The organism is Micromonospora sp. C41 (assembly GCF_018070485.1).
In the GTDB taxonomy this organism is placed as follows: domain Bacteria; phylum Actinomycetota; class Actinomycetes; order Mycobacteriales; family Micromonosporaceae; genus Micromonospora; species Micromonospora chalcea.
Genome location: NZ_JAGPXP010000017.1, coordinates 81291 through 106646, shown reverse-complemented (window position 1 = coordinate 106646; position 25356 = coordinate 81291). Strand labels below are relative to the sequence as shown.

The 25356-nt window shown below is 75.2% G+C and carries 23 protein-coding genes; 5 read left to right on the top strand and 18 right to left on the bottom strand.

Features of this window, described 5'->3' with window-relative positions:
* Positions 1-103: 103 nt before the first annotated feature.
* Both KBX43_RS19395 and KBX43_RS19390 read right to left on the bottom strand, forming a co-directional pair.
* A complete protein-coding gene (locus KBX43_RS19395; RefSeq protein WP_210886270.1) occupies positions 104-835 on the bottom strand; it encodes a hypothetical protein in 732 nt (243 codons plus the stop codon).
* A 16-nt stretch (positions 836-851) separates the two neighbouring features.
* Positions 852-1487, bottom strand: coding sequence for an RNA polymerase sigma factor (locus KBX43_RS19390; RefSeq protein ID WP_069088687.1), 636 nt, complete (start codon positions 1485-1487; stop codon positions 852-854).
* Between the two features lie 496 nt (positions 1488-1983).
* Between KBX43_RS19390 and KBX43_RS19385 the strand changes: the two genes are divergently transcribed.
* On the top strand, positions 1984-3366 hold the full coding sequence (locus KBX43_RS19385; protein ID WP_166455887.1) for a serine/threonine-protein kinase: 1383 nt from the start codon (positions 1984-1986) through the stop codon (positions 3364-3366).
* A 63-nt stretch (positions 3367-3429) separates the two neighbouring features.
* On the opposite strand, the gene KBX43_RS19380 is transcribed toward KBX43_RS19385, so the two are convergent.
* The 5 genes from KBX43_RS19380 to KBX43_RS19360 all read right to left on the bottom strand — a co-directional run bounded on the left by KBX43_RS19380 (position 3430) and on the right by KBX43_RS19360 (position 9528).
* Positions 3430-5910 carry an ABC transporter permease gene (locus tag KBX43_RS19380; protein WP_210886267.1) on the bottom strand — a complete coding sequence of 827 codons (2481 nt, stop codon included), beginning with the start codon at positions 5908-5910 and terminating at the stop codon, positions 3430-3432.
* 5 nt (positions 5911-5915) lie between these two features.
* Complete coding sequence (locus tag KBX43_RS19375) at positions 5916-6629, bottom strand: ABC transporter ATP-binding protein (protein WP_051611472.1); 714 nt, start codon at positions 6627-6629, stop codon at positions 5916-5918.
* A gap of 200 nt (positions 6630-6829) precedes the next feature.
* Complete coding sequence (locus KBX43_RS19370) at positions 6830-7495, bottom strand: response regulator transcription factor (RefSeq protein WP_210886264.1); 666 nt, start codon at positions 7493-7495, stop codon at positions 6830-6832.
* Complete coding sequence (locus KBX43_RS19365) at positions 7492-8694, bottom strand: sensor histidine kinase (protein ID WP_374226013.1); 1203 nt, start codon at positions 8692-8694, stop codon at positions 7492-7494. Before KBX43_RS19365 ends, KBX43_RS19370 begins: the two co-directional genes overlap by 4 nt.
* Before the next feature lie 138 nt (positions 8695-8832).
* Positions 8833-9528, bottom strand: coding sequence for a DUF305 domain-containing protein (locus KBX43_RS19360; protein WP_210886260.1), 696 nt, complete (start codon positions 9526-9528; stop codon positions 8833-8835).
* 147 nt (positions 9529-9675) lie between these two features.
* Here KBX43_RS19360 and KBX43_RS19355 point away from each other — a divergent pair, with 147 nt between their 5' ends.
* Positions 9676-11118, top strand: coding sequence for an LVIVD repeat-containing protein (locus KBX43_RS19355; RefSeq protein WP_374226014.1), 1443 nt, complete (start codon positions 9676-9678; stop codon positions 11116-11118).
* A 104-nt stretch (positions 11119-11222) separates the two neighbouring features.
* On the opposite strand, the gene KBX43_RS19350 is transcribed toward KBX43_RS19355, so the two are convergent.
* Both KBX43_RS19350 and KBX43_RS19345 read right to left on the bottom strand, forming a co-directional pair.
* Complete coding sequence (locus KBX43_RS19350) at positions 11223-12215, bottom strand: carcinine hydrolase/isopenicillin-N N-acyltransferase family protein (protein ID WP_043323703.1); 993 nt, start codon at positions 12213-12215, stop codon at positions 11223-11225.
* A 48-nt stretch (positions 12216-12263) separates the two neighbouring features.
* The gene (locus tag KBX43_RS19345) at positions 12264-12737 is read right to left on the bottom strand and encodes a DUF1203 domain-containing protein (protein WP_113972807.1); all 474 of its coding nucleotides are present in this window, start codon (positions 12735-12737) and stop codon (positions 12264-12266) included.
* A gap of 123 nt (positions 12738-12860) precedes the next feature.
* Here KBX43_RS19345 and KBX43_RS19340 point away from each other — a divergent pair, with 123 nt between their 5' ends.
* Positions 12861-13736 carry a transglutaminase domain-containing protein gene (locus KBX43_RS19340; protein ID WP_210886256.1) on the top strand — a complete coding sequence of 292 codons (876 nt, stop codon included), beginning with the start codon at positions 12861-12863 and terminating at the stop codon, positions 13734-13736.
* A gap of 6 nt (positions 13737-13742) precedes the next feature.
* Here the strand turns inward: KBX43_RS19340 and KBX43_RS19335 are convergent, their stop codons facing one another.
* From KBX43_RS19335 to KBX43_RS19295, 9 genes are all read right to left on the bottom strand, one after another.
* A complete protein-coding gene (locus KBX43_RS19335; RefSeq protein WP_064445801.1) occupies positions 13743-15353 on the bottom strand; it encodes an asparagine synthetase B in 1611 nt (536 codons plus the stop codon).
* A 4-nt stretch (positions 15354-15357) separates the two neighbouring features.
* Positions 15358-16317 carry a hypothetical protein gene (locus KBX43_RS19330; protein WP_210886254.1) on the bottom strand — a complete coding sequence of 320 codons (960 nt, stop codon included), beginning with the start codon at positions 16315-16317 and terminating at the stop codon, positions 15358-15360.
* Positions 16318-16419: 102 nt separating this feature from the next.
* The gene (locus KBX43_RS19325; RefSeq protein ID WP_210886246.1) at positions 16420-17214 is read right to left on the bottom strand and encodes an isocitrate lyase/phosphoenolpyruvate mutase family protein; all 795 of its coding nucleotides are present in this window, start codon (positions 17212-17214) and stop codon (positions 16420-16422) included.
* Complete coding sequence (locus KBX43_RS19320; protein ID WP_247677535.1) at positions 17211-18215, bottom strand: cytochrome P450; 1005 nt, start codon at positions 18213-18215, stop codon at positions 17211-17213. The genes KBX43_RS19325 and KBX43_RS19320 overlap by 4 nt, the downstream gene beginning before the upstream one ends.
* A 105-nt stretch (positions 18216-18320) precedes the next feature.
* Positions 18321-19064, bottom strand: a complete 744-nt coding sequence (locus tag KBX43_RS19315) for a helix-turn-helix transcriptional regulator (RefSeq protein ID WP_064445798.1) — start codon at positions 19062-19064, stop codon at positions 18321-18323.
* Between the two features lie 57 nt (positions 19065-19121).
* Positions 19122-20066 (bottom strand): inositol-3-phosphate synthase, encoded by a 945-nt coding sequence (locus tag KBX43_RS19310; RefSeq protein ID WP_043323695.1) that lies wholly within the window; start codon positions 20064-20066, stop codon positions 19122-19124.
* Positions 20067-20151: 85 nt separating this feature from the next.
* Positions 20152-20685, bottom strand: a complete 534-nt coding sequence (locus KBX43_RS19305) for a 2'-5' RNA ligase family protein (protein ID WP_210869720.1) — start codon at positions 20683-20685, stop codon at positions 20152-20154.
* Between the two features lie 44 nt (positions 20686-20729).
* On the bottom strand, positions 20730-21335 hold the full coding sequence (locus KBX43_RS19300) for a response regulator transcription factor (RefSeq protein ID WP_064445796.1): 606 nt from the start codon (positions 21333-21335) through the stop codon (positions 20730-20732).
* Positions 21332-22477 carry a sensor histidine kinase gene (locus tag KBX43_RS19295; protein WP_210886244.1) on the bottom strand — a complete coding sequence of 382 codons (1146 nt, stop codon included), beginning with the start codon at positions 22475-22477 and terminating at the stop codon, positions 21332-21334. Before KBX43_RS19295 ends, KBX43_RS19300 begins: the two co-directional genes overlap by 4 nt.
* A gap of 132 nt (positions 22478-22609) precedes the next feature.
* On the opposite strand from KBX43_RS19295, the gene KBX43_RS19290 reads away from it, so the two are divergent.
* Complete coding sequence (locus KBX43_RS19290; protein WP_210870426.1) at positions 22610-23437, top strand: hypothetical protein; 828 nt, start codon at positions 22610-22612, stop codon at positions 23435-23437.
* 118 nt (positions 23438-23555) lie between these two features.
* Positions 23556-25313: a DEAD/DEAH box helicase gene (locus KBX43_RS19285; RefSeq protein WP_043323686.1), complete on the top strand. Its 1758-nt coding sequence runs from the start codon at positions 23556-23558 to the stop codon at positions 25311-25313.
* The last annotated feature ends 43 nt before the right edge of the window (positions 25314-25356 follow it).

Here is a 25356-nt window from a genome sequence, read left to right as displayed (position 1 = left end):
GTTCGGCGCGGGACGCCGTCACACCATCCTCTGTCTAGCAGACGTGATCCGCTTGCCCGGAGAGATGAATTTTTGTCCGGAATCTGATTGCGCCCCCCCGCGCTCAGTCGTCCTCGTCCTGGTCGTCGTCTTCGGCTGGCGTGGTCCCCGAAGGCTCCCCCACCAAATTCCGGCAGTAGCTCTCCACCTGCTCGGGGCCGCCGGCGGCGGCCACCAGGTCGGCGAAGCCGGGCCTGGTCAGCGCCTTCTCCCGCTGCCGCTCCGACTTGACCAGGTAGGCGCGGCAGTGGGCGACGATCCGGTTGTTCCCCGCCGGGGGCGCGGGCGGCGCGGCCGGGACGCTCGACGTCGACGTCGGCGTCGGCGTCACGTCGCGGGCCGGCCGGGACGCCGCGCCCGACGCCTCGCCGGCCGGTGTGCTCGGCGCCGGCCGCGACGGCCCGGTGGCGGTGGGGCCGGTGACGCCCGGGCCGCTGGTGGCCGGCGCCGGCGGGATCACCGGGTCCGGGTGGCGGTCCAGGCGTACGGCGGCGAAGGCCACCCCGGCGACCGCGGTGGCGGCCAGCCCGGACAGCGCGGCGGCGATCCGCAGGCGCCGGCGCGGCCGGACCGCGGGCACGGGCCCCGGCGCGGGCGCGGCGCGGGCGGCCCGGAAGGCGGCGACCGCCCGGTCCTCGCCGGCGATCTCACCGGCGGTGGCCGGGCCGGCCGCGGCCGACAGCAGCCGGGTCAGCGGGTCGGTCTGCGGCCCCGGTGGCGACCCGGCGCGCGCGGCGTCGAGCAGACGATCGGATTCCGCCCGGTCGGCGGGCCCGCCGGACCGGCGAGGGTGCATGCCGTCTCTCCTCACGTCAGCCCTCCGCCGGCTCGGCCTCGGGCGCGTGCGGCACCTGGCGGTCGGTACGGGGACGCGGCGCGAGGGCGCCCCGGGAGTCGTCCGGGGCAGTGTCCGCCGCCGAGCGCTCCAGCATGGCAGCCAGCCGGCGAAGGCCCCGGTGCGCCGCGGTGCGCACGGCTCCGGCCCGCCGTCCCAGCACCCGCCCGGCGGTCTCCGCGTCGAGGCCGATGACGGCCCGCAGCATCACCGCCTCCGCCTCGGCCGGCGGCAGCGTACGGATCAGGGCCAGCGCGCTCTCGGTGGCGATGGCCTCGCCGGCCCGGTCGGCGGTGTCCGCGTCGGCGGCCAGGTCGTTGAGCGCCTGCACCGGCACCGGTACCGACGGACGCCGCCGCTGCCGGCGCAGATGGTCCATGGCCCGGTTGCGGGCGATCGTGACCGCCCAGGCGCGGAACTCGCCACCGGTGAAGGAGGGCAGGTCGCGGGAGATCTGGAGCCACGCCTCGGAGGCCACGTCCTCGGCGTCGGCGCCGACGAGAGCGGTCAGGTAGCGCAGCAGGGCGGGCTGCAGGCTGCGGTAGAGGAACCGGAACGCCTCCTCGTCGCCGGCCTGCGCCGCGGCGACCGCCTCGTTCAGCTCGGCCGTCACGGTCGCCGTCCGGACCGGGTCGTGTGCGGGCACCGGGCACGCCGGGGAGCCAGTGGCCACACCGCCATCCGCACCCCGCCCCCCGGTGAGTTGATCTGACACTCGCACACGGGTGCGATGAGCCATGGACACTGCCGCGCGGCACGGGCGTCGGCGGACATACGGTACCGACGGCTCGGGGCGGCCGGGAGCCGGGCCGACGCCTGGGAACGCGGGGCGCTCCGGCAAGACGCCAGGGCCGGAGGAAGAGAGAGAAATGTCTACGCCCGTCACCGGCGTGTCGAGGTAACGCAACGTACGGAATCGACGCTCCCCGGCGCAACCGATCGTGCCGGGCCCCGCGGGCGGACAGCGACGTGCTGTCACATTCTGGCCGATCGTGCCGGTCCGGTCACGGTGCGCCGATCGGCGTCCCGGCTGCTGGAACGCCCCGCTGAAGGCTTTCGATCCCGCGCCGAGATCGCGGGAAATACTTCGCGCCCGCTGTGGGTACGGTATGGGGGTGCTGTCCTCAGACGTCGTACTCAGCGGTCGGTACCGCCTGGAAGACCGTGTCGCCACCGGCGGCATGGGCGACGTCTGGCGTGCCACCGACCTGGTCCTCGGTCGTCCGGTCGCGGTGAAGGTGCTTCTTCCCGCCCTGGTGTCCGACCCCGACTTCATCGCCCGTTTCCGTTCCGAGGCGCGGATCATGGCCTCGCTGCGCCACCCCGGCGTGGTCCAGGTCTTCGACTGCGGCGAGGACGAGCTGCCCAGCGGCGGCCGGGCCGACTACCTGGTGATGGAGTTCGTCGCCGGTGAGCCGCTGTCGCGGCGGATCGAGGACGCGGGGTGCCTTGAGGTCGCCGAGACCATGTCGATCGTGGCCCAGGTGGCGCAGGCGCTGCACGCGGCGCACGGGCGCGGCATCGTGCACCGCGACGTGAAGCCGAGCAACCTGCTGGTGCAGGACGACGGCACCGTGGTGCTCGTCGACTTCGGGGTGGCCCGCTCGACCAACGTCACGAGCATCACCAGCACCAACGCGGTGCCCGGCACCGCCCTCTACATGGCGCCGGAGCAGGCCGCCGGCCGGCCGGTCTCGGGCGCCACCGACGTGTACGCGCTCGGCGCGGTCGCGTACTGCTGCCTCACCGGCAGCCCGCCGTTCACCGGTGACAACCCGCTGCAGGTGGCCGTACGCCATCTCGACGACGAGCCGCCGGAGCTGCCGGCGGAGATCCCGGCGTCGGTGCGCGAGCTGGTGTCCCGGGCGCTGGCCAAGGACCCGGCCGACCGCTACCCGAGCGCCGCGGCGATGGCCGACGCGGCGCGGGCCGCCCGTACCGACTCACCGACCGCGACGATGGCGCTGCGCGGCGCGGCGGGCCCGGCGCGGTCCCGCGACGACCAGCCGGCGGTCCGGCCGGGCGCCGCGGTGGCGACGTCGCGGCGGCGGGGCCGGCGCGGCACGCTCGTCGGGGCGCTGGGCGCGGTGCTGGTGGCGATGGGCGCGCTGGGCGCGCTGGTGGCCGCCGCGAACGACACCGCCGAACCGGCCACGAAGATCGACAAGACGGCGCCCGCGGTGGCGCCGAGCGACCCGGCCGCGGAGCCGGTCGTCGACGAGCCGACGGCCGGCGACGACTACACCTACCGGCCGGTCGGCCCGGGCGGCCGGCCGTCGGCCACGCCGTCGGTGACGCCGAGCGCCTCGACGGTCCCGTCGGCGCAGCCGAGCGTCAGCGAGGAGCCGGCGCCCACCGGCGCGCCGACCACCACGCCGCCCAGCACGCCGGCGACGACGGCGCCCACCACTACGCCGGCACCCGAACCGACCACCGCCGACCCCGGCACCGGCGGCGGTGACACCGGCGGGCAGCCGGCCACCCAACCCTGACCCACGACGAGCCGGCCCCGCCCGCGGCGGAGCCGGCTCCTCGTCGTGTCCGGGCGGTGGTGCTCAGTCCGCGCCGAGCGACGCCACCACCGGCCGGGACAGCGCCCGGCGGGCCGGCAGGACCGAGGCGAGCAGCGCGGCCACCACCGCCACCGCGACGATCAGCCCGATCCGCGCCCAGGGCAGGACGAGCGTGAAGTCCCCGCCGATGCGGGCCACCACTGCCATCGCCCCGGCGGCCGCCCCGGTGCCGAGCGCGATGCCGAGCAGCGTGCCGACGAGCGCGGTGAGCACCGCCTCGACCGCCAGCACACCCCGCATCCCGGCCCGGCTCAGTCCGACCGCGCGCAGCACCGCCGTCTCCCGGGTGCGTTCCACCACGGACAGGCTGAGCGTGTTGGCAACCCCCACGAGCGAGATCACCACGGCGAGGCCGAGCAGCGCGGTGACGAACCCCAGCACCAGGTCGACGGTGCCGGTGAGCATCTTCTTGTACGCGGCCTGGTCCATCACGTTCACCGTCGGGTAGCGCGCCAGCACCGACTCGACGGCGGTCCGGGCCTCGTCGACGCTCACCCCGGCGGCCGGATCCACCTCGGCCAGGTGGCCGCGCACGGTCGGGAACATGGCGGTGAAGTCGGCGTCCAGCACGTCCACCAGGTGACCGGCGGGCACCGGGCTCCCGGCCAGGATTGGCTCCTCGTCGGCCACCACCGCGGCGACCCGGAACGGCCGCCCGGCGAGCGTGATCGTGGAACCGGCCGTCCAGCCCCTGGTCGCGGCCAGCTCGCGGTGCACCAGCACCGAACCCGGCCCCAGGCCGGCCGGGTCACCGGCGTCGACGGCGGACAGCGTGCGCCGGACCAGCGCCGGGTGCGCGGCGCGCAGCTGCACGTCGCCGACCACCCGGCTGCGCTGCTCGTGCACCACACCCAGCTCCGGGCGGGCGGCCAGTTCGCCGGCAACGGTGGCCGGCAGGTCCCCGCCGATGCCGGTGACCAGGAAGTCCACGCCGATCCGGGCGTCCACCGCGCGTTCGATGCCGGACTTGACGCTCGCCGCGCCGACCACGAAGGCGGAGACCAGCCCGATGCCGATCACCATGGCCGTCGCGGTGGCGGCGACCCGGCGCGGGTTGCGCACCGCGTTCGACACGGCCAGCCCGCCGGTGGCGCCGAACGCCGCGCGGAACGGCCCGCCGAGCACCCGTACCAGCGCCGGCACCAGCACCGGGCCGAACGCCACGATGCCGCCGAAGGCCAGCAACCCGCCGGCCGCGACCAGCACCACCTGGCCGGTGGCGCCGGCGCCGGCCAGCGCCGCCACACCGGCGGCGAGCGCCAGCGCGCCGACCGCCAGCCGGATCCGCCCGGCCGGACGGACCGGGTTGACCGCCGCGTCGGTGAGCGCGGCCACCGGGGCGACCCGGGTGCCCTGCCAGGCCGGCAGCGCGGCCGACGCCACGGTGAGCAGCGTTCCCAGCCCCAGCGAGAGCAGCAGCGTACGCGGGGTCAGGGTGAGCCCGCCGCCCAGCGGCGCGCCGGTGCCGGCGAGCAGCACGCCGAGGCCGCCGGCCACCGCCGCGCCGGCCAGCACCCCCACGACGGAGGCGAGCAGGCCGGTCACCGCCGCCTCGGACAGCGTGGCCCGGTAGATCTGCCCCCGGGTGGCGCCGACCAGCCGCAGCAGCGCGGTACGCCGGGAGCGCTGGGCGAGCACGATGGCGAAGGTGTTGGCGATCACGAAGCCGGCCACCACCACCGCGACCGCGGCGAACGTGCCCAGCAGCATGCCGAACTGCCGCAGGTCGCGTACCGCGTCGTCGACCGCCGCGTCGAGGATGGCGTCGCGGTCCCGGACCGTCACGTCCGGTCCCACCACGGCGCGGATCCGGTCGGCCAGCGCCGCCGTGTCCACCCCGGGACGGGCCGCCACCATGATCCGGCCGTAGCCCTTCTCACCGCTGACGGCCAGCGCGTCCGGGCCGGTCAGCCCGATGTACGGGCCACCGACGTCGCGGGAGCTGCCGTCCACGTCGACGGTGCCGACAAGCGTGTACGGCCGGGCCGCGACGTCGCGTCCGCCGATCGACACCGGGCCGCCGACGGTGAAGCGCTCCTCGGCGACGGTCTCGTCGTCGAGCACCACCTCGCCGGGGCGCTGCGGCAGCCGCCCGGCCACCACGTCGTAGGACTGCAGGGCCGCCTCGGTGGGGACGGCGGCGAGCACCGCGTAGCCGAGCACGGGTCGGCCGTCGGCGCCCACCACCCCGGCGGAGCCGGTCAGCTCGCCCGCGGCGGCGGCCACCCCGTCGAGGGCGCGTACCCGGTCCACCAGCGCCGGGGGCAGCGGGTCGCTCTCCGCGTACGCGGCCAGGTCGGTGTGTCTGTCGAACTCACCGGCCCGCTCGTACGCCCCGGCGCGCATGCCGTCGGTGAACATCAGCGTGCCGGCGACGAACGCGACGCCGAGCACGATCGCCAGTGAGGACAGCAGCAGGCGCAGGCCGTCGGCGCGGACCTGGCGCAGGGTCAGGCGCAGCATCCCGGTCACCGCCCTGCCGGCGCGACGGCCGGATCGAGCCGGCTGAGCGCGTCCCGGACCGCGCCGACCGTGGGCGCGTGCAGCTCGTCGACCAGCCGGCCGTCGGCCAGGAAGACCACCCGGTCGGCGTACGCGGCGGCGGCCGGGTCGTGGGTGACCATGACGACGGTCTGACCGAGCATGTCCACCGCCTCGCGCAGCAGCCGCAGCACCTCGGCGCCGGAACGCGAGTCGAGGTTGCCGGTCGGCTCGTCGGCGAAGATCACCCAGGGTCGGGTGATCAGCGCGCGGGCCACCGCGACGCGCTGCTGCTGCCCGCCGGACAGCTCCGCCGGGCGGTGCCCGAGGCGGTCGGTCAGGCCCACCGCCGCCACCACCTGCCCCAGCCACGCCGGGTCCGGGCGACGGCCGGCGATCGCCAGCGGCAGGACAATGTTCTCCTGCGCGGTGAGCGTGGGCAGCAGGTTAAACTTCTGGAAGACGAAGCCGATCCGGTCCCGGCGCAGCCGGGTGAGCCGCCGGTCGTCCAGGCGCGTCAGGTCGGCGTCACCGATGTGCACCGCCCCGGCGGTCGGCCGGTCGAGGCCGGCGAGGCAGTGCAGCAGGGTGGACTTGCCGGAGCCGGACGGGCCCATGACGGCGGTGAACCGGGCGGCGGCCAGGTCGAGGTCGACGCCGTCGAGCGCGACGACGCGGGACTGCCCGGCGCCGTACTCCATGCGCAGCGCGCGGGCGGCGAGGGTGACGCCGGTGGTCGGTGGTGCGGACACTGAGGTGCTCCTGTCGGACACGGTCTTTCTGACAGTTCCGACGCTAGGGGCGGCACCACCTGGTTGATCTCCACCTGCGCGCTCGACCTCGATGCGACGGAGGTCGTCCCCCACCGGGGAAACCCGTACGACCTGAGGCGTACGCCGGGTCAGCCGCCGGGCGTGATCAGGCCGCTCTCGTACGCCAGGACGACCGCCTGGACCCGGTCGCGCAGCCGGAGCTTGGCCAGGATGCGGCCGACGTGGGTCTTCACCGTCGCCTCCGCGACGTGCACCCGGGCGGCGATCTCGGCGTTGGAGAGCCCCTGCGCCACCAGCAGCAGCACCTCCCGTTCCCGCTCGGTGAGCTGGGCCAGCCGGGGATCGGCGGCCGGCGCGGGGCCGAGCTGCCCGGCGAACCGGTCGAGCAGCCGCCGGGTGATCGACGGGGCCACCACCGAGTCGCCCTGGGCGACCACCCGGATCGCGGCCATGAGCTCCTCCGGCGGCACGTTCTTGAGCAGGAACCCGCTCGCCCCGGCGCGCAGCGCGGCGAACGCGTCGGCCTCCGTGTCGAACGTGGTCAGCGCCAGCACGCGGGGGCGCCCGTCGTCGCGCCGGGCACAGATCCGCCGGGTCGCCTCCACCCCGTCCATGGTCGGCATGCGCAGGTCCATCACCACCACGTCGACGGCGACCCGGTCCAGCACCCGCAGCGCGTCCGCGCCGTCGATGGCCTCGGCGACCACCGCCAGGTCGGGCTGGGAGTCGAGCACCATCCGGAACCCGGCGCGTACCAGCGCCTGGTCGTCGACGATCATCACCCGTACCGTCACGCCGCCGCGCTCCCTTCCCCGGTGCCGGCCGCCGGGGACAGCGGCAGCCGCGCCCGCACCCGCCAGCCACCGGCAAGTGTGGGTCCGGCGGCGAGGCTGCCGTCGTACACCCCGACCCGTTCCCGCATGCCGACCAGGCCGTGACCGCCGGACGGCGCCGGGCCGTCGACCGGACGGCCGCGCCCGTCGTCCACGGCGCGGATCACGACGGCGTCGGCGCTCCAGTCCAGCGTCAGCTCCACCGACGCGCCGACGCCCGCGTGCTTGAGCGTGTTGGTCAGGCTCTCCTGCACCACCCGGTAGACGGTCAGCTCCAGGCCGGGGGGCAGCGGCGGCGGCGCGCCGGCGCCGCCGCAGGCGACCCGCAGCCCGGCGGCGCGGAACCGGTCGAGCAACGCGGGCAGCTCCACCAGCGCGGGCCGGCGGTGCGCGGGCCCGTCCGCCGGGTCCGGCTGCGTCGCTGTGGGTTCCCGCAGTACGCCGACCAGCCGCCGCATCTCCTCCAGCGCCGCCCGGCCGGTGTCCGCCACCACCTTGGCCGCCTCGCGGGCGGTGGCCGGATCCCGGTCGAGCGTGAACCGCACCCCGTCCGCCTGCACGATCATCACGGCCATGCTGTGGGCGACCACGTCGTGCAGCTCGCGGGCGATCCGGGTGCGCTCCTCGGCGACCGCGGCCCGCGCCTGCGCCTCCCGTTCCCGTTCCAGCGTCGCGGCCCGGTCCTCCAGGCTGAGCACGTAGAGCCGGCGGGTCCGCAGGTTCAGCCCGGCCAGCCAGACCGCGCCGACGATCAGGGCGTAGAAGAACGCGCCCATCCACCAGGGCCCGGCGCCGGGCGTCTGGAGCGCGGCGAGCACCCCGCCGAGCACGGCGACGACCCCGGCCACGATGCCGTCGCGGAGCCGGTCGGCGTACTTGACCACGCTGTAGAGGGCGATCAGCACGGCGATGTCGTAGGCGAGCGGACCCCAGCCGGCGATCACCTGGAGCAGCGCGAGCGCGGCCACCGCGACGGCGACCTCAGTCGGGTGGGCACGCCGGAAGAACACCGCCACCGCCGCCGCCAGCCCGACCGCGAACGCGGGTACGCCGATCTGGCCGGCGACGTACGCGGAGACGGCGAAGAACACGACCAGCCCGCAGACGGCGGTGTCGAAGGCGATACCGCGCAGCGGACGGCCGAGGATGAGGCGAGCCACGATTCCCCAGCCTAGGCCCGCCCTCCCCACCCCTCCCCCGCCGCCCCACCTCGCGATGATCATGAGGTTGACGGGCGTCGTCGTCCGATTTGTCGCCGCCAACCTCATGATCACCGCGAGGAGCGGGGGGTGCGGGGGTCAGGAGGGCAGGAGGGCTCGCATGCGGGTGATCTCGGCGGACTGCTCGACGGCCACGCCGGTGGCGAACTCCTGCATGGACTGGTCGGCGCCGACCTTCAGCAGGTCGGTGGACATCACGATCGCGCCCTGGTGGTGATCGGTCATCATCTGCACGAACATCCGGTCGAACGCCGCGCCCCTTGCGTCGGCGAGCTGCCGCATCGCCTCGGCGGACTGCATCCCGCGCATGCTGCCGTGGTCGTGCCCCGGCACGTCGGCGGGCAGGTCGCGGGTGCTGAGCCAGGCACGCAGCAGGCCGACCTCCGGCCCCTGGGCGGCGCGGATCCGCTCGGCCACGGCGCGGATGCGGGGGTCGGCGGCCCGGTCGGGGGCGAGCGTCGCCATCTCCAGCGCCTGCTCGTGGTGCGGGATCATCATCCGGACGTACCAGATGTCGAGGCTGTTGAACCGGGGCGTCGACGCTGCCCGCACCTGATCGGGCGCACGGGTGGCGGCCGACTCCCCCGGGCGGCCGGGGACCAGCAGCGGCGGCGCCGAGGTGGTGGCGCTCGGGCTCGGCGCGCCCGTCGCGGCGTTGCCCGCCGCGGCCTCGGGCCGGGTGTCGTCGCGCCCGGCGAGCGCCAGCCCGCCGATCACCACGAGCATGACGAGCGCTGTGACGCCCACCCACACGCGCGCCTGCCGGCTGGTCATACGACGCCTCCTCCGGTCAAGGTGAAGGCGATCCTATACATAGACAAAAGTTCCCCAGTGTGACCCAGGTCACATTGATGACGGTCTCCGATAGGTAAGGTTTGGCGAATCATCATCCCCTTTCGAAGGGTGTTGCCGGTGATCAGCATCCACACGTCCCGCACCCGCATCATCAGCCTCGCCGCCGCCGGCCTGCTGCTCGCCGGCGTGGTCGCCGCGCCGCCGAGCAGCGCCCAGGAGATCCCCCGCGCCCAGGCCGCGCCGGCCACCGTGGACAGCGCCGTCCCCGGTGTCGACGAGATCTCCAGCAGCCCCAACCTGCGGCAGGTGGCCAACCTGCCGAAGCAGGCGCCGTTCGACACCACCGTAGCCCTCGGCACCGACATCGCCTTCCAGGGGCGGTACGCGTTCGTCGGCAACTACGACGGGTTCGTCATCTACGACATCCTCCGGCCGAGCCGCCCGACGATCGTGTCGCAGGTGCTCTGCCCCGGCTCGCAGAACGACATCTCGGTCCACGGCGACCTGCTCTTCCTGTCCACCGACTCCTCCCGCAGCGACGACTCCTGCGCCAGCACCAGCCAGCCGGCGTCGGTGAAGGAGTCCTGGGAGGGCATCAAGATCTTCGACATCCGAGACAAGCGCAACCCGCGCTACATCAAGTCGGTCGAGACGGCGTGCGGCTCGCACACCCACACGCTCGTGCCCGGCAAGGACAAGCGCAACGTCTACCTGTACGTCTCGTCGTACAGCCCGCGCGCCGACTTCCCGGACTGCCAGCCGCCGCACGACTCCATCTCCATCGTCAAGGTGCCGGTGAAGAACCCCACCACCGCCTCCGTGGTGGCCACGCCGAACCTGTTCCCGGACGGCGGCTACCCGGGCATCCCCGGTCAGTCGTCGGCCACCACCGGCTGCCACGACATCACCGCGTACCCGGCGAAGGACCTGGCCGCCGGCGCGTGCATGGGTGACGGCATCCTGCTGGACATCAAGGACCGTGAGGCGCCCCGGGTGATCGAGCGGGTGACCGACGCCGAGAACTTCGCGTTCTGGCACTCGGCCACGTTCAACAACTCCGGCACCAAGGTCGTCTTCACCGACGAGCTGGGCGGCGGCGGCGCGGCCACCTGCAACGAGGTGGTCGGCCCGAACCGTGGCGCGGACGCCATCTACGACATCACCGGCCGCGGCAACGCCCGCAAGCTGGAATTCCGCAGCTACTACAAGATCCCGCGCGTCAACGCCGACACCGAGAACTGCGTGGCCCACAACGGCTCGCTGATCCCGGTGCCCGGCCGCGACATCATGGTGCAGGCGTGGTACCAGGGCGGCATCTCGGTGTGGGACTTCACCAACTCCCGCAAGCCGACCGAGATCGCCTACTGGGAGCGCGGTCCGCTGGACGCCACGCAGCTGCGTACCGGCGGGTCCTGGTCGGCGTACTGGTACAACGGCCACATCTACTCGAGCGACATCCAGAAGGGACTGGACGTGCTGGAGCTGCGTGACCCGCGTACCTGGCTGGCGCAGTTCCTGCTGGTTCCCGAGCTGAACGTGCAGACCCAGGCGGGCTACCTGAGCTGGTGACCCGCTGACCCGTCCCGGGCCCGGCGCTCCCCTCGCGGGGGCTGCCGGGCCCGGTGCGTTGTCAGCGCCGACGACCTCGGCCGGAGCGGTCCACCCGGCCCGGATCAGCTCATCGGCAGGCGGTAGTCACGGGTGCCGCCACCGGCCGTGACCACCCGCACCTCGCCGCTGCGCAGCCCGTACGTGACCGACCACCGGGTGTGCGACTGGCGTACCGCGTTCAGCAACCGCAGCGCCCCGGCCGTGTCGACCACCCCACCGGTGCGGTCCAGTTCCTTCGCCAGCACCCCGTACCTGCGGTCCTGGCGCAGTTCCCGGTCCGGCACCCCGGCGGCCGGCACGTTCGTCAGCGCCTGCCACGGGCCGCTGCGCCGGTCCACAGTCATCTTCCCGTCGACGAACTCCACCACCGCCGACGTGCCGGTCGCGTCGGCCAGCAGGTAGTGCAGCGGCGGCCCGCCGTCGAAGTCCAGGTTGTAGCGCTTGAACACGGCGACCGCCTCGTCCACGGTCGCGGCCGAGTCGAGCACCAGGCGCAGGATGCGCACCGAGCCCACCTTCGGCAGTCCGGGCACCGGCTCGGCGCGCGCCCCGTCGTCGGCGGCCAGCCCGACCGCGAGACCCCGCTCGTTCATGCCGTCGAACGGCAGCAGCGGCGCGTCCAGCAGCCGCCGGTCCCCCGTCGGGTCTGCGGCCACCCCCAGGTAGGAGATGTCGACCAGCGAGATCGAGGCGTACCCGTCCGGCGGGTCGGTGCGCAGCACCAGCGCGGGGTTCGGCTCCCAGTCGAAGTTGCGGGCGAACACCGGCCGCTCCCGGTCGCCGAGCGCGGCGAACAACGAGCAGCCGAACGGGCTCGGCGGCGTCGACCCGGCCAGCCCGGCGGTCGGGTCGTAGTCGCCGTCGTACGTCATCTCGTACATCGGCAGATCGTCGATCTTGCGGAGGCTGGCCAGCGTCCGTTCGACCTGGCCCGGGTCCTGCCGCGAGGCGGTGGGCGAGCCGGCCGCGGCCGGCGGGTCGGACCGGCGGCTCTCCCCGCAGGCCGTGCCGAGCAGGAGCAACGCGAGCCCGCCGGCGATGAGGGTCCTCCGCATGACAGCGACGCTAGAAGAGGCGTCCGCCGATGTCCATCCGGGACCCGGTCAACTCCGCACGACAGCGAACATCCAGCAGCCGTACACCACGTTGCGGCTGTGCAGCAGGTCCACCGCCGGGTCGGCGAACAGCTCCGCGACCACCGCCTCCGGGTCGCCGCCGTCGTGTCGCCGTCCGCCCACGATGCGACCCCGGCTGTCGTACGCGCGCAGCACCTGCTCCCGTCCGCGCCACTGGGACGGGTACGCCGTCACGTCGTGCGGGCCGGCGCATTCGGCGGCGTGCGCGAACACCGGTCCCACCTCGCGGTACGGGCTCGGCGGCAGCGGCGGGGCGTACCCGAACAGCAGCAGCGTCTCGTCCGGCCGGGCGTCGCGCAGGCAGCAGCGCAGCGGCTCGCCGCCGGTGGCGCGCCGGTGCTCGGGCGGCTGCCCGGTGGCGTCGCGGCCGGTGCGGCGCAGCTCGGCGAGCGTCCCCGCGGGCAGCGGGCGGATCCGGAACGCGGTACGGGTGGTCGTCACGGTCCCAGCCTGGCGCGGCCCGGACCGCGGCGCTGGCGGTGATCGGACCTGGCATTCCGGGTGCCGCCAGATTGCGCGCCGAGCGGGCACCCGTCGGCCGCGTCCCGCGCCGACAATGGCCGGATGGACGTCGACGACTACCGGACCCACTCCCCGTACAGCGATCCCCGCCACCACGCGGCGCTGCTCGACGCCGTGCCGGCCGACCTGGCCACCGTCGCGGCGACCGCCCGCAACGTGATCATCCACTACCGGGCCGGCGGGGTGGAGCTGCCGGACGTCCGCCGGGCCGAGGTGAATCTGCGCTGGCTGGACCGCATCCTCGACGCCGACCAGTCGCGGTTCCCGCTGCCGCTGACCGCCGAACGCCCGGCCGCCGAGCGGGTCGCCGGCTGCTGCCGGGACCACACGCTGCTCACCGTCGCGGCGCTGCGCCAGCACGGCGTCCCGGCGCGCAGCCGGGTCGGGTTCGCGAGCTACTTCGTGCCCGGCTGGCATCACGACCACGTGCTCGCCGAGTGGTGGAACGGCGAGCGGTGGGTCTGGTCCGACCCCGAGCTGGACCCGGCCGGCGACCGGCCGTTCGACGGCTACGACATCGACCCGGAGGCCGGGCACTTCGAGTCGGCGGCCCGGGTGTGGCTGGCGTACCGGGCGGGCCGGCTCGACCCGGACACCTACGGCGTGGACCCGTCGCTGCCGATCCGGGGCGACTGGTTCATCCACGACTACGTGCTGCTGGAGCTGGCCCACCGGCACAAGGACGAGGTGCTGCTCTGGGACGGGTTCGGGGCGATGACCGAGGACCTGACCGGCGCCGACCTCACGCTCGTCGACGAGGTCGCCGCGCTGCTGGTGGCCGCCGACCGCGGCGACGCCGCCGCCGGGCGGGAGCTGGCCCGGCGGTACGCCTCGGACGCCCGGCTGCGTCCGGGCCCGACAGTGCACTGCATGGACCCGGTCTCCGGCGTGGCCGCCGACGTGGACCTGCGACGCTGACCGGGCTCACCCGGGCAGGGGCGCCTCGTCGCCTCGGGTGCGGCGCGGGTTGACCAGCCGCCGGACCATCGGCGCGGCGTTCCACCGGGCCGCGCCGACCAGGTCCCGGGCGTGTTCCAGCACGGTGTAGTCGGGCCGGGCCATGCCCTCGGCGATGGCCCGGTCGAGGTCGTTGCCGCAGCGGGTGAGCACGCTGTCGAAGTCACGGCGGACCGGTTCCAGCAGGTCGTAGCCGAAGGAGCGGTGCAGCCGGGCGAACAGCGGCTTGTAGAGGCGGGCCCGCTCGTGCAGGCCCGACGAGTACGACATCGGGTTCTTCGGCCGCTGCCGGACGTAGCCGGGCAGCAGGTCGGCGAAGGCCTGCCGGACGATCCACTTCTCCTGCCCGTCGCGCAGCTTGAGGTCCAGCGGCAGCCGCATGGCCAGCTCGACGACGCTGAGGTCGAGGAACGGCACCCGGGCCTCCACCCCGTGCGCCATGCTGGCCCGGTCCACCCGTTGCAGCTCGGTCCGGCACAGGTTGCGGATCTTGTGCAGGAACAGCCGGCGGGACCGCTCCGGCCCGACCTGGTGGTACATCGGATAGCCGCCGAACAGCTCGTCGGAGCCGTCGCCGGTGAGCACCACCCGTACGCCCAGCTCGCGCAGCCGCCGGAAGATCGGCACCGAGACGACAGCGTTGATGATGTCGCCGTACTCGGTCAGCTCGGAGACCCGGATCGCCTCACGTACGTCGGCCAGCCGGATGTCACGCGGGCGCAGCTCGATCACCTCGTGCGGCACGCCGAGGTCGGCGGCGAGCCGCCGGGCGTACGCGACGTCGGGGCTCTCCGGCACGCCGATGGTGACCGCCACGCAGTCCGGGTGCAGTTCGCGGGCGTGCAGCAGCGCCAGCGAGCTGTCCAGGCCGCCGGAGAGCACCACGCCGACGGTGAGGTCGGTGTCCAGCCGGGCCCGCATCGCGTCGGTGAGCGCGACGCGGACCAGCAGGGCCGCCTCGTCCGGGTCGTCGATCACCGGCAGGCCGTCGCCGAGGGTGAGCAGGTCGACGTGCGGGCGCGGCCGGACCGGTTCGCCGGGCTCGACCCAGCCGTGGTGCCCGGGCGCCACCTCGCCGATCGGCGCGCCGTGCCCGACGAGCGCCTTGACCTCGGAGGCGAGGTGCAGGCAGCCGGGCAGGCGGGACCAGTACAGCGGCTTGACCCCGAGCGGGTCCCGGGCCAGGTACGCCCGCCCGCTGTCCCGCTCGACGATCACGAACGCGTACTCCCCGCGCAGCCGGCGCACGGCGTTCTCGCCCCACTGGCGGAACGCGGTCAGCACGACCTCGGTGTCGCCGGTGGTGCGGAACTCGTGCCCGAGCCGGGTCAGCTCGGCGCGCAGCTCGTGGTGGTTGAAGATCTCGCCGTTGTAGCAGAGCAGGTGCCGCTCGTCCGGCGACATCCACGGCTGGACGGACCGTTCCCGGTCCACGATCTTCAGCCGCCGTACGCCGGCCAGGAGGCCGTTCTCCTGGCGGGTCTCGGTGACCTCACCGCGCGACGCGAGCGCGGTGAGCATCCGGCGGAACGTGGCCGGGTCGGCCTCGGGGCCGATGCTCAGCGCGATGCCGCACACCGGGTCACACCCCCATCTCGGCCTCGTACGCCCGCCGGTAGCGGCGGCGGGCGTCCGGGGCGAGACACACATGCCAGGCCTGTCCCTCGTCGACCACGTTCACCTCGCCGGCGTCCTGACGGGCCAGGAGCAACCCGGCGAGGGCCGAACGGGCGCCGAAGCGCTCGTACCATTCCAGCTCGACATCGGCGGCCCAGCCGAGGCAGTGTCCGCTGGGCACCATCGCGGCGTACCCCAGGCGGCGCAGCCGGTACTGGTGCTCGGCGCTACGGGCCAGGCTGGTCACCCAGAGCGGCGGCGTGCCGTCCGGCGCGACGGCCGCGAACTCCCGGGCCAGGTCGTTGAGGAACGCGATCATCTCGCGGCGGGCCCGGCGGAACAGCAGACCGGCGGTACGCGGGGTGGCGGCCGGAAGCAACCGGCGGCGCACCGCGCGCAGGCCCCGGCCCACGACCGTGGCGGGCTGCTCCTGATAGCGGAACTCGATCAGCCCGCGCCGGCGCAGCCACTCCAGGTCGACGAGTTCGGCGCTGGTGCGGACCTGGTCGTCGGTGAGGAACGTCGGGGCGTCCCGCCACCAGAGCACGTCGACACGGGAGAGCAGGTAGATGCGGACCAGCGCGGTGAGGTCCTGCGCCGAGCTGCGCGCGTTTGGCTGGTAGCGGGCCATCTCCAGCAGCAGCGTCTCCCGGGCCCCGATCAGCCCCTGGGGCGTGGCGTCGAGGACGGCGGCGATGGCGGGTTCGCGCAGCCGCTGGTCCAGCAGCACCTGGCGGGCGGTGGCCGACGGCGCGTCGGCGAGCGCGCCCACCTCGACCAGGAGGTCCGCCACCGCCGCCCGGTACGCGGACAGGTCCGGGACAGCGTCGCCGCGCCGGCCGGCTGCGGGCACCCGGCGGGCGGGAGCGGTGGGTGCGGCGGCGGGACCGGGCTGGCGACCGGGGCTGCGGCTGGGCACTCGCATGGTCTCCGTCCCCTCTCGGTCAGGACACGGCGTGATTGGGCCTGCACACACCGTAAAGACCGGAGAAGGCGCGATTCCTCCCATCTCCCCCGAAGTGCCCGATCAGGTGGCGGACGGCGACACCAGGGCCTGCACCTCCTCGTATCCGGGTGGCGCCGGCAGGCCCGCGTCGCGCCCGGCGCCGATCGCGTCGGTCAGGTGCAGCGCGGCACCGAGCGCGGCCCGGAACAGCAGCGATCCGGTGCTGACCCGGGCCACGCCGAGCCGCCCGAGGGCTGCGAGGTCCGGGCCGCCCGGCCGGTACAGCACGTTCAGCGGCAACCCCGCCTCGGCGGCGAGCAGGCCGACCAGGTCGTCCGGCGCGCCCGGCACGAACAGGCAGTCGGCACCGGCGGCCCGGAACGCCGCCGCCCGCCGCCGTGCCTCGTCCAGCGGCGCCGGCACGCCCAGCCACCAGGCGTCGGTGCGGGCGTTGACGACCATCCGCGGCACCGCCGCGCGGACCGCCCCGATCACGGCGGCGACGTGGTCCGCCGGGGCCAGTCGCCCGTCCGGGCGCCCGTCCTCCAGGTTCACGCCGACCACCCCGAGCGCGGCCAGCTCGCCCACGAACCCGGCGACCTGCGCCGGGTCGTCGTGGAAGCCGTCCTCGACGTCCACCGTGAGCAGCGCCGGCAGGTCCCGCAGCCGGTACGCCAGCTCCAGCGTCTCGGCGCGGGTCGCCCTGACGGCGTCCGGTCGGCCGGCGGCCGCCGCCACGCCCAGGCTGGTCGTACCGATCGCCTGATGGCCCCTGGCGGCGAGCGCCGCGGCGGAGGCGTGGTCCCAGGCGTTCGGCAGGAGCAGCGGTTCGCCGGGCCGGTGCAGGTCACGGAATGCGCGGTACCGGTCGGTCATCGGAGGATCACCTCGAGTGGGGTCGGCGGGACGTCAGGGGCAGGGCCGGCGGGACGGCAGCGGCGGCGCAGCACGCCGACCACGCCGGCGGCCAGGGCGAGCGCGTGCCGCTGCCCGGGGCAGCCGCGGGGGCCGGCGCCGAACGTCAGCGCGGCGTTCGCCCGGCCGGCGCGGAAACAGTCCGGCTCCGGAAAGACCGCCGGGTCGCGGTTGGCGGCGTCGAACCGCAGCAGCAGCCGCTCCCCCACGCGCACCGGCTGGCCGTCCAGGGTCAGCGGGTCGGCGGCGACCCGGCGGGTGACCCGTACCGGCGGGTCGAGGCGCAGCACCTCGGCGAGCAGCACGTCGGTCTCGAGCCCGTCCGGCGCGTCGAGCCCGTGCCGGACGGCGGCCACGATCAGCCCGGCGGTGGCGTCGGCGGCCTGCACCAGCAGCCCGAGCCGGTTCGCTGTCACCTCGGCCGGAGCGGGCGGCGACATGGCCAGCAGCGCCGCCACCGCCCGGTCCGCCCGCCGCACCGCCGCCGGGCCGGCGCCCGGGTGGTAGGCGGCGGCCACCGCCGTCACCTCCGCGACGGCCGCCGCCGAGTCGGCCAGCCCAAGCCGCTCCGCCAGCACCACAAGGGGTACGCGCCGAGCCAGGTCACCGGTCACGTCCACCCGGTCGCCGCCGTTGTCCGCGCTCGCGGCGCGGTCGAGGATCCGCCCGGTCAGCCGTTCCGCGATCACGCGCAGTTCCCGTGGGTCGAGCGTGTCGAGCGCCGCCACCCCGACGGCTCGCCGCGCGGCATGCCGGGCCGGCGGGCTGAACCGGCTCACCGAGGCGCGCAGCCATGCCAGGCCACCCTCCGGCGCCTCCTCGGCGGGCGGCACCACGCAGCGGGGATCGGTCAGGACGGAGACGACGTCCGCGTACCGGGTGACCACCCAGCCGCCGTCGTCCGAGGTCGGCGGCCCGCAGGGCGGCGTGCCCGGAGCAGCCGTGATCGTCGGTGAATCCATCACCCGACCGTAGGGCGCCGACAGTTCGGCCCGGACCGAACGATCCGGCCGGGCACACCGGGCGGTCAGCCGCGGGCGGGACCGGTGCCGCGGGGCACGGGCGGGTCAGGCGCGCGCCGGGCCGGTGTCGCGGGTGGCGGGCGCGGCCAGCAGCACCGGGTCGAGCCCGAGCGCCTCGGCCAGCGCGTCCCGCCCCGCCGGGGTGACCCGTACCGCCCGGCCGTTGCCGCGCGCGGTCCAGCCGAGGTCGAGGAAGCGCCCGCACAGCGCCGCCCCGACCGCGCCGGCCAGGTGCGGGCGCCGTTCGGTCCAGTCCAGGCAGTCGCGGACGAGCGGCCGCCGGGTGCCGCGCAGTGGTTCGACGGGTACGCCGAGACGGTCCAGCCAGCTCATGCCGGCCTCGGTCAGCGCGAGGCCGCCGGTGCGGTCGAGCACGCCACGGTCGAGCAGGGCGTCGTGCAGCAGCACGCCGAGCCGCCCGGCCAGGTGGTCGTAGCAGGTGCGCGCGTACGCCAGGGCGGCACCGGCCGACGCGGCGCGCAACGTGCGGGGCGGGGCCGCCGGTGCGGGCGCCCGCGCGGCCAGGTCCTCGACGAGCTGGGCGACGCCCGGGTCGGCGAGGCGGACGTACCGGTGGCGGCCCTGCCGCTCCTCGACCACCAGACCGCCCGCCACCAGCCGGGTGAGGTGGCCGCTCGCGGTGGACGCGGCCACCCCGGCGGCGCGGGCCAGCTCTCCGGCGGTCCAGGCGCGGCCGTCGAGCAGGGCCAGGCAGAAGCCGGCCCGGGTGGGGTCGGCGAGCAGCGCGGCGAACCCGGCGAGTCCGCGTCCGTCGGCACCGGTGGTCATCGGCCCATGCTGACACGGGCACGGTTCGGGCCGCGCCGAACGGTCCGGGGGTTGGGGTCAGATCGCGGTTCCGGGTGGGGACTTCAGGAGGGATGCCGCTTCGGCCGGGTAGCCGCCACGACCCGACCGCAGGGCGATGGCCGCCAGACGAATCAGGTCGATGTTGACGCCGGCAGCACCACTCGGGTCATGCACCTGCAGGCGCACCTCCACACTCACCGCCGTCTCGGCCCAGCCCTGCGCTTCGATGTTGAGGTGGGCGATCTTGTGGGATCGCAGGTGCGGCATGTACGCGAGGGGCGCCATCTGGACCTTGCCGGACGACCCCAGGGCGTTCAGCTTGGACTGCTTCTTGGTGTTCGGGTTCTCGACCAGGTTGCGGAAGTCTTCGGTCCCGCCCAGATTGACCTGGTAGGAGCTGCCCAGGGTGAGGCCGCGCTCCTCGATCAGCCGCAGTAGTGCGTGGTGCAGCACGGAGGTGCCGAACTGGCTGGCCAGGTCGTCGCCGAGCAACGGCACACGGGCTTCCTCGAAACGTGCCAGTAGTGACTCGTGCCTGGCCACCGGATCCGACGTGGTGTTCACGAACGCGACTCCCGCTGTCAGAGCCGCCTCGGCGTAAGCCCGAGCCGTGTCCGGCCGGCCGCTCGGAGCGGAGTAGAGCAGCACCTCCGCCCCTTCCAGCGCGTGCGCCACCCGTTCGACTTCCGTCGAGTCCACCAGGCCACGCCGCACCGTCACGCCGGCGGGCGGAAGTTCGGTGTCGAGGCGCGGGAAGTTGTTGGGCGGCATGAATATCGCCTCGTGGAGATCCTTGCCCACCTTTCGGTCGGACATGGCGAAAGCGGCGACGACGTCGATGTCGCTGACGCCCAGTCCCGCGATCTCTGGCCGGTGGAGCCCTACCAGGCTGCCGGTGTTGCGGTAGAAGGCGATGCCCTGCACCAACGCCGACGTGTTGTTGCCCACACCGACGACCGCCAATCGAACACTGTCGATCATGGGGCGAAGAGTACCCGGATCTGCCCAGGCCGGGGGTCCCGGTCAGCGGAACCGACGCCCACCAGCGCCGGGTATGACCTCTCGGTCAGCCGCCGGAACGCGGGCAGGCGGCGGTCAGCTCGCTGACCGTACGGGTGTCGGCGTCGTAGCTGCGCGCCGCCACGAACGCCCCGGCCGGGCGGCCCGCTCCGGCGACCGCCCGGGCCCGGCGCCGGTCCGCGCCGCCGAAGCGCAACGCCAGGCTCAGGTGGGGAATCCAGCGACCGGGCAGATGCCACGAACGCGCACCGGACGCCTCGGCGAGCACGTCCCAGACCGCGCCGTGCAACGCTGCGAGCTGCGGCGTCGGATGGACCAGCCACACCAGCGGCGCGGTGCCGTCGAGCACCGCCACCCGGTCCAGCCGCACCGGCAGCGGCAGCGCCGCGTCGCAGAGGTCGGCCAGTCGCTGCTCGGCGCCGGGCGGGAACTCCTCGACGGAGGCGAGCGTCAGGTGCGGCCGGTTCGTCGGGTGCGTGTTGCGGGCCAGGCTGGGCAGCCCGGCGGCGGCGAGCCGGTCCCAGGCAGCGCGAACCGCCGCTTCCAGTTCGGATGAGCAGAGCAGTTCGACCGTCCGCACGTGATCAGGCTAGCCGCCGGCAGCGTGCCACGACGTCCCGTACCTCAGAGCCAGCCGGCCTCGCGGGCGAGCCGTACCGCTTCGGCCCGGTTCGCGGCGCCGAGCTTCTGCACGCAGGCGCTCAGGTGGTTGCGGACCGTCCCGGCGGCCAGGTGGGTACGCCGGGCGATCACCGCGACCGGGGTGCCCAGCTCAGCCAGGCGCAGCGTCTCCAGCTCGCGTGGTGTCAACGGGCACTCGGGCAGGGTGAGCGCGTCGGCCGCGAGCGCCGGATCGACGTACCGGGCGCCGGAGTGCACGCGGCGGATCACGTCGGCCAGCGCGCCGCCGGGAGCGCCCTTGGCGAGGAAGCCGCGCACTCCGGCGGCCAGCGCCGGCCGGAGCTGGGCGGGGCGGCCGTGTCCGGTGAGGATCACCGGGGCGCAGCCGGGCAGCGCCCGGGTCAGCTCGGCGGCGACCTCGACCCCGCCGGGCGCCGGCATCTCCAGGTCGAGCACGGCGACGTCCGGCCGGTGGGCAAGCGCCGCGTCCAGGGCCGCGCGCCCGTCGCCCGCGTGCGCCACCACCTCGATGTCCGGCTCCAGGTCGAGCAGCGCGGCGAGGGCGAGCCGGATCAGCTCCTCGTCGTCGGCCAGCAGCACCCGGATCATCGCGCCACCGGCACGGTCGCGACCAGGCTGAACACGCCGTCGGCGGCGTCCGCCCGGACCCGGCCGCCGACCGGGGCGAGCCGGTCGGACAGGCCGCGCAGGCCGCCGCTGAGCCGGTCCGGGCCGTCGCCGTCACGCACGCCGTCGTTGCGTACGGTCAGCGTCACCGCCGTGTCCTCCCGGGTGATCTCGATCCGGCACCAGCCGGCCCGGCTGTGCCGCAGCACGTTCGTCCCGGCCTCACGCAGCACCGCGGCCAGGTCGGCGGCGACCGGACCGGGCACCTCGCCGGACGGCGGGACCACAGTCGTGCGTACGCCGCTGGAGCGCAGCACCTCCCCCACCGCGGCGGCCTGCTCGGCCAGGTCGACGGCGCGGTAGCCGTGCACCGCCGCGCGTACCCGGGTCAGCGCCGTTGCGGCGAGCCGCCGCGCCTGCGCCGCCTCCCGGGCGGCCCGGTCCGGGTCGGTCGGCGCCAGCCGCTCGGCCAGCTCGGCCTTCAGCGCGATCACCGTCAGGTCGTGGCCGAGCAGGTCGTGCACGTCCCGGGCGAAGCGCAGCCGTTCCTCGGCGGCGGCCAGCCGGGCCTGGGCGGCCTGCCCCTGCCGGGCCTCGACCAGCAGGTCCCAGAACCAGACCTGGACCCAGGTGAGCGCGGCTATCCCGGCCCCCACCAGGCCGGTGACCAGCAGCGCCGTGGTCAGCGGGCCATCGGTCCACCAGGTGACGGCCGCGGACGCCGCGAGGACGCCGGCCGCCGCCACCGCCGCCACGACGGGCCGGAACAGCAGCGGCGTCATGCCGACCAGCGACGCGCCGAGCCACGCCCAGGTGGGCCAGGAGCCGGCCGCGACCGGGCCGAGCAGCGGCAGGCTGAGCAGCGCCGCCACGGTCAGCGCGGCGTGCCGGCGGCGGCGCGCCGGCACGGGCAGCCACGGCGTGACGGCGGCGTGCAGCACCGCGACCTGGGCGGCGGTGAACACGAGCAGCCCGGCGGCGCCGAGCGCGACGCGTGCCGGGTCGGGTTCGCGGGCCAGTCCGACCGCTGGCAGCAGCACCGTCGTCCACACGTTCGTGGCCAGCGACAGCAGCGTGACCCGCCGGGCCCGGCGCAGCCGGTGGTCCGCCGGATCGACGCTCATGCCCGCTGATCCTAGGGCGTGCACCGGTCCGCCCACTCCTGAGAAACGTCACGGCCGGGCCGTGCGATCCGCACGGTTTCCCGATGACTGACGCGCCTTCTCCGGTGCGCCCGGCGGCGGCAGGGTCGGGGCATGACGGAGATGACTGTGGTCGTACCCCGGCGGTGGGCCGGGTGGGCGCGGACGCGGCACCTGGCCGCGATGGTGGTGGCGATGCTGGCCGGGATGGTGCTGCTCGGGCCGCTGTGGCGGGTGGGCGCGGACGTGCTGGGCGGCGCGGCGGTGCTGGCGCGGCCGGACGTGGGCGCGCTGGTGATGGCGACGAACATGGCGGCGGGCATGGCCGCGTGGATGTGGCACCGGGGGTACGGGCGGGCCGCCACCGCGGAGATGTCGGCGGCCATGTACGTGCCGTTCCTGCTGCTGCTCCCGCTCTGGTGGGCGGGGTGGGCCGGGGACGACGCGCTGCTGCTCGGCGGCCACCTGCTGATGGTGCCGGCGATGCTGCTGGTGGCGCTGCGGCACCGGCACACGTCCGCCGCGCCGCCCCGCCGACACCCGGTCGCGGCAGCCGTGGCGCGCGGGTGGCCGGCCGGGCTGGCGCTGCTCATGACCGTGGACATGTGGTTCGCGCCGACCGTCTTCGCGCCGTGGACGCTGCTGGTCCTGCCGGCCGGCTACCTGCTGATCGGCACCTGGCGGCGGCAGTGGGGCGACCGGCGCGCGCTGGCCGCGCAGCTCGCCGGGGCGGCCGGGTGGGGCGGCCTGGCGGTCGTGGCGACGGTCGCCTCCGCCGACGTCGCCGGGGTGCTCGTCGGGGTGGGCTGGCTCGTCCACGCCGCCTGGGACGCCTGGTACCACCGCACCGGCGCGGTGGTGCCGCGCGGGTACGCGCTGTGGTGCGCGGTGTTCGACGTCGCGGTCGGTTTCACCACGTTGCTGGCCGTCCTGTCCCGGTGATCCGGCGGGGGCACGGGGCCGCGCCGGATCACCCGGAGGGGACGGCACGCAGGTGGCGCGGCGAACGTTTGGCCCGGTCGCCGCGACCGCCGCGCGGCGGTGATGAAAAACTTGTCGCATGACCGCCGCACCGACCCCGACCGACCCCGCCATTCCCGCCGACGCCGAGGACGCCACCGCCTTCGCGGATCTCGGGCTGCGCACCGAGTTGCTGGGCGCGCTGGCCGCGCTCGGCTACGAGGAACCCACCCCGATCCAGCGGGAGGCGATCCCCCCGCTGCTGGCCGGGCAGGATCTGCTGGGACAGGCGGCGACCGGTACGGGCAAGACCGCCGCGTTCGCGCTGCCGCTGCTGCAGCGGATGCCGGTGGGACGGCCGGACGGCGACCCGGTGTCGCTGGTGCTGGTGCCCACCCGTGAGCTGGCCGTGCAGGTCTCCGAGGCGTTCCACCGCTACGGCAAGGACCTGGGCGCCCGGGTGCTGCCGATCTACGGCGGGCAGCCGATCGGCCGGCAGCTGCGCGCGCTCGACCACGGGGTCGACGTGGTGGTCGCGACGCCGGGCCGGGCCCTGGACCACATCGCCCGGGGCACGCTGCGGCTGGGCGCGCTGGCCACGGTGGTGCTGGACGAGGCGGACGAGATGCTCGACATGGGCTTCGCCGAGGACATCGAGGCGATCCTGGAGCACGCGCCGGCCGGCCGGCAGACGGTGCTGTTCTCGGCCACCATGCCGGCCCGCATCGACGGGCTGGCCCGGCAGCACCTGACCGATCCGGTCCGGATCCAGATCGAGCGGGAGCGGCCGGTCGCCGGGGAGGCGCCCCGGGTGCGGCAGAGCGCGTACATCGTGGCCCGGGGGCACAAGCCGGCCGCGCTGGGCCGGGTGCTGGACGTGGAGTCGCCGACCGCGGCGATCGTGTTCTGCCGCAGCCGCGAGGAGGTCGACCGGCTCACCGAGACGATGAACGGCCGGGGCTACCGGGCCGAGGCGCTGCACGGCGGGATGAGCCAGGAGCAGCGGGACCGGGTGATGGGCCGGCTGCGCGCCGGTACGGCGGACCTGTTGGTCGCCACCGACGTGGCCGCCCGGGGGCTGGACGTCGAGCAGCTCACCCACGTGGTCAACTACGACGTCCCGTCGGCGCCGGAGTCGTACGTGCACCGGATCGGCCGGGTGGGCCGGGCCGGGCGGGAGGGTGTGGCGATCACGCTCGCCGAGCCGCGCGAGCACCGGATGCTCAAGACCATCGAGCGGGTCACCGGCCAGCGGATCACCATCGACAAGATCCCCACGGTGGCGGACATGCGCACCCGGCGGCTGGAGCTGACCCAGGGCGCGCTGCGGGAGAGCCTGCTGGAGGACGACCTCGACCCGTACCGGGTGATCGTCGAGTCGCTGACCGACGAGTTCGACCTGGTGGAGGTGGCGCTGGCGGCGGTAAAGCTGGCGCACGAGGCGACGTCGCCCGGCTCGGACGACGAGGAGGAGATCCCGCAGGTTCCGGTCCGGGGCCCGCGCGAGGGCCGCCCGGAGACCGGTGGGCGGGGCGAGCGCCGGGGGCCGGGCCGTCCGCGTACCGGGGGGACCACCCAGGTCTTCATCGGGCTGGGCCGGCGTGCCGGGGTACGGCCGCAGGACCTGGTCGGCGCGATCACCGGGGAGACCCGGATCAGTGGCCGGGACATCGGCTCGATCGAGATCGCCGACCGGTTCTCGCTGGTCGAGGTGCCGCAGGCGGTGGCCGACGAGATCATCTCAGGGCTGCGGGGCACCACGATCAAGGGCCGTAAGGCGACCGTACGCCGGGACCGGGACGGCGACGGTTCCGGTGAGCGCCGCGACCGGGGTTACGAGCGGCGCGACCGGCGCTGAGCGCGGGCGGACACGGCGTCGCCCCGGCCACCGTGCGTACGGT

Coding starts and splice junctions, on each gene's coding strand:
- KBX43_RS19360 (WP_210886260.1), bottom strand. CDS start 9,528: ATGACCAGCCGGCAGGCGCGCGTGTGGGTGGGCGTCACAGCGCTCGTC.
- KBX43_RS19385 (WP_166455887.1), top strand. CDS start 1,984: ATGGGGGTGCTGTCCTCAGACGTCGTACTCAGCGGTCGGTACCGCCTG.
- KBX43_RS19295 (WP_210886244.1), bottom strand. CDS start 22,477: ATGAGCGTCGATCCGGCGGACCACCGGCTGCGCCGGGCCCGGCGGGTC.
- KBX43_RS19330 (WP_210886254.1), bottom strand. CDS start 16,317: ATGCGAGTGCCCAGCCGCAGCCCCGGTCGCCAGCCCGGTCCCGCCGCC.
- KBX43_RS19320 (WP_247677535.1), bottom strand. CDS start 18,215: ATGGATTCACCGACGATCACGGCTGCTCCGGGCACGCCGCCCTGCGGG.
- KBX43_RS19375 (WP_051611472.1), bottom strand. CDS start 6,629: ATGGAGTACGGCGCCGGGCAGTCCCGCGTCGTCGCGCTCGACGGCGTC.
- KBX43_RS19325 (WP_210886246.1), bottom strand. CDS start 17,214: ATGACCGACCGGTACCGCGCATTCCGTGACCTGCACCGGCCCGGCGAA.
- KBX43_RS19380 (WP_210886267.1), bottom strand. CDS start 5,910: ATGCTGCGCCTGACCCTGCGCCAGGTCCGCGCCGACGGCCTGCGCCTG.
- KBX43_RS19310 (WP_043323695.1), bottom strand. CDS start 20,066: ATGATCGACAGTGTTCGATTGGCGGTCGTCGGTGTGGGCAACAACACG.
- KBX43_RS19285 (WP_043323686.1), top strand. CDS start 23,556: ATGACCGCCGCACCGACCCCGACCGACCCCGCCATTCCCGCCGACGCC.
- KBX43_RS19300 (WP_064445796.1), bottom strand. CDS start 21,335: ATGATCCGGGTGCTGCTGGCCGACGACGAGGAGCTGATCCGGCTCGCC.
- KBX43_RS19395 (WP_210886270.1), bottom strand. CDS start 835: ATGCACCCTCGCCGGTCCGGCGGGCCCGCCGACCGGGCGGAATCCGAT.
- KBX43_RS19340 (WP_210886256.1), top strand. CDS start 12,861: ATGGACGTCGACGACTACCGGACCCACTCCCCGTACAGCGATCCCCGC.
- KBX43_RS19350 (WP_043323703.1), bottom strand. CDS start 12,215: ATGCGGAGGACCCTCATCGCCGGCGGGCTCGCGTTGCTCCTGCTCGGC.
- KBX43_RS19315 (WP_064445798.1), bottom strand. CDS start 19,064: ATGACCACCGGTGCCGACGGACGCGGACTCGCCGGGTTCGCCGCGCTG.
- KBX43_RS19290 (WP_210870426.1), top strand. CDS start 22,610: ATGACGGAGATGACTGTGGTCGTACCCCGGCGGTGGGCCGGGTGGGCG.